This window comes from Nocardia sp. NPDC060220 (assembly GCF_042727815.1).
Taxonomy (GTDB): domain Bacteria; phylum Actinomycetota; class Actinomycetes; order Mycobacteriales; family Mycobacteriaceae; genus Nocardia.
The window spans coordinates 1-2549 of record NZ_JBHWZY010000926.1; the positions used below are offsets into that span (position 1 = coordinate 1).

Here is a 2549-nt window from a genome sequence, read left to right on the forward strand (position 1 = left end):
CTCCTCGACAGCCCCCTCCACGAGGAACGCCTGGCTGCCCTGTTCATCCTCAACGCCCGCTTCGCGGCGGCATCGAAACCGCGTGCCCTCGACGACATGGCCCGTCAGGAGATGGTCGATCTCTACCTGGCGGCCGTCCGGCGCGGCCGGGTCAACAACTGGGATCTGGTCGACGCCTCCGCCGAGAACATCATCGGCCCCTGGCTACTCGACAAAGACCGCACGCTGCTGTTCGAACTGGCCGAACAGGATTCGCTGTGGGAGCGCCGCGTCGCGCTGTTGTCGACGTTCGCGTTCATCAAGGCGGGCGACCCGAGCACCACCTTGGAACTCGCCGAAATCCTTCGGACGGACCGCCGAGATCTGATCCAGAAGGCGCTGGGGTGGATGTTGCGCGAAATCGGCAAGCGCGTCGACCAGACCGCACTCACCGATTTCCTGAACCGGAACGCACCCGAGCTGGGCCGCACCGCGTTGAGCTACGCGACCGAACACCTCGACCCCGAGCAACGCGCCGCCTACCGCGCCATGCGTTAGAACTGGATCCGCAGGCGATCGGTCACCGGCCGCGCCTGGCAGCCGAGGATGTACCCGTTCTCGATGTCCTCGGGATCGAGGATCTCCGAATTGGCCATCTCCACTTTGCCTTCCAGCACGGTGCAGGCACACGACCCGCACTCGCCCTCCTGACAGGAGTAGGGCACGTCGAGGCCCTTGTCGAGCATGATGTCGACCAGCGTCTGCTTGCGGGGCCACGACATCTCGTGCACCTGGCCGTCGAGTTCCACCTCGACCGTCGCCGCGTCGGCCGCGTCGGCCTCGGACACCTCGGCGGGCGCGTGGTCGGCGAACGGATCTCCGGCGAGGGAGTTGAACACCTCGGCGTGGGTGCGGTTGCGCGGGACCTCGAGCGAGGCCAGCGCGTCGTGCACCAGGTCCATGAACGGCTTGGGCCCGCACATGAACGCCTCGTAGGCGGTGTAGGGCCGGACCAGGGTGGCCAGCATGTCGGCGGTCGGCAGACCGAGCAGCGGTTCGAGCCAGTGGATGACGGTGAGTCGCTGGGGATGCTTACCGACGAGATCGCGGAGTTCGTCCGCGAAGATCACCGAGGTCGCGTCGCGATTGGCGTAAACCAGCACGACCTTGCCCGAACCCTGCGACAGCGCCGACTTCAGGATCGACATCACCGGCGTGATTCCGCTGCCTGCGCCGAACAGCAGCATGTCCTCGTCGAGATCCTTGGGCGTGAACACACCTGACGGCGGCAGCACCTCGACCTCGTCGCCCGCGGCGATGTTGTCGCACAGCCAGTTCGAGCCGTATCCGTCCACGGTGCGCTTGACGGTCACCTTCGGCAGGTCATCGGTGAACGGCGAACTGGCCAGCGAATAGCAGCGGGCGACCGATCCGGTCTGCTCGCTCGGGATGCGCAGCGTCAGGAACTGGCCGGGGGAGTAGGCGAAGCGCTCGCGGAGTTCGGCGGGTACCTCGAAGACCACGGAGTGGGTGTCGGCCGTTTCGGCGATCACCGCGGCTACTCGCAGCACCACCGAGCGCGAGCCGTGCGGAACCTCGACTGTGGTCATGTCGTCCTCTCGGGCAAAACTAGAACGTGTTTCAGTTTCATGCTAGGCCGGGACGCGCCTGCAGGGCAAGCTGCGCCTCGAGTCCGGCGACCAGCACCTCCATCCCGAAGTCGTAGGAGTACGTGCCGCGCAGGTCGGACATGTACTTCGTGGCTCGGGCCACTGCCTCGGGCAGCAGCACGTCGGCGGGCGCGGAACGGTCGCGCGGGTTCACTCTGCTGCGGCCGAACAGGTAGGTGTGGATGGTCGCGTAGGCGGCCAGCACGTTGCGGTCGCTGAAGCCCGCGTCGAACAGGATCTCCATCACGGCGTCGATCAGGTCGAGCTGCTTGCCGAGCATCTGCTCGAGCAAGATGTCGCCCAGGCCGGGATGCGTGCGCAGTTTATCGTCTATCTGATCGATCAGATCGCGCAGGCGCACCTGCCACGGACCGGACTCGCGCGGCGGCTTGCGCACCCCGACCAGGGCCGCGCTGGCAACCAGATCGAGTAGCTCGCGCTTGTCGGCCACGTAGTAGTACGGCGCCATCGGTGACACCCCGAGCTCGCGCGAGAGCCGCCGCATCGAAAGCTTCTCGACCCCGTCCTCGCGCACCACTTTCAGTGCCGCGTCGACGATCTCTGCCTCCGACAGTGTCGAACCAGCACCCGCCCCGCCATGGTTACGCAAGCCTCTGCCTCACCTCTGCTGCCACCGGGCCATCAGCCCTTTCCCATCCCTGCCTCCGGAAGTCTAGAGGGGTTCGCAGCCGAGGGGGGCGGGGTGTGCTCAGAGAAAGATTTTCCGATTCCGCCCTTTATGGCAGTCACTGACGTTAAGGTGCGAGGTGACCGGCAACACAATGGAGGTAGTCATGCCTGAGAACACCACGCCTGCGACCGTCGAATCCGACGAGGACCTGGTCACCGAGACGCTGATCGAAGAGGTCAGCATCGACGGCATGTGCGGCGTGTACTGAC

4 protein-coding genes are annotated in these 2549 nt (G+C 65.8%); 2 read left to right on the forward strand and 2 right to left on the reverse strand.

Features of this window, described 5'->3' with window-relative positions; translation table 11 throughout:
• On the forward strand, nucleotides 1–537 hold a 537-nt coding region (locus tag ACFWF3_RS31790), incomplete at its 5' end, for a DNA alkylation repair protein (protein WP_379317481.1).
• On the opposite strand, the gene ACFWF3_RS31795 is transcribed toward ACFWF3_RS31790, so the two are convergent.
• Both ACFWF3_RS31795 and mftR2 read right to left on the reverse strand, forming a co-directional pair.
• Complete coding sequence (locus ACFWF3_RS31795; RefSeq protein WP_379317483.1) at nucleotides 534–1589, reverse strand: 2Fe-2S iron-sulfur cluster-binding protein; 1056 nt, start codon at nucleotides 1587–1589, stop codon at nucleotides 534–536. The genes ACFWF3_RS31790 and ACFWF3_RS31795 overlap by 4 nt on opposite strands.
• Nucleotides 1590–1626: 37 nt before the next feature.
• A complete protein-coding gene (mftR2, locus tag ACFWF3_RS31800) occupies nucleotides 1627–2259 on the reverse strand; it encodes a mycofactocin system transcriptional regulator MftR2 (protein ID WP_379317485.1) in 633 nt (210 codons plus the stop codon).
• Between the two features lie 184 nt (nucleotides 2260–2443).
• Between mftR2 and mftA the strand changes: the two genes are divergently transcribed.
• A complete protein-coding gene (gene mftA, locus ACFWF3_RS31805; RefSeq protein ID WP_101468422.1) occupies nucleotides 2444–2548 on the forward strand; it encodes a mycofactocin precursor MftA in 105 nt (34 codons plus the stop codon).
• Nucleotide 2549: the final 1 nt, after the last annotated feature.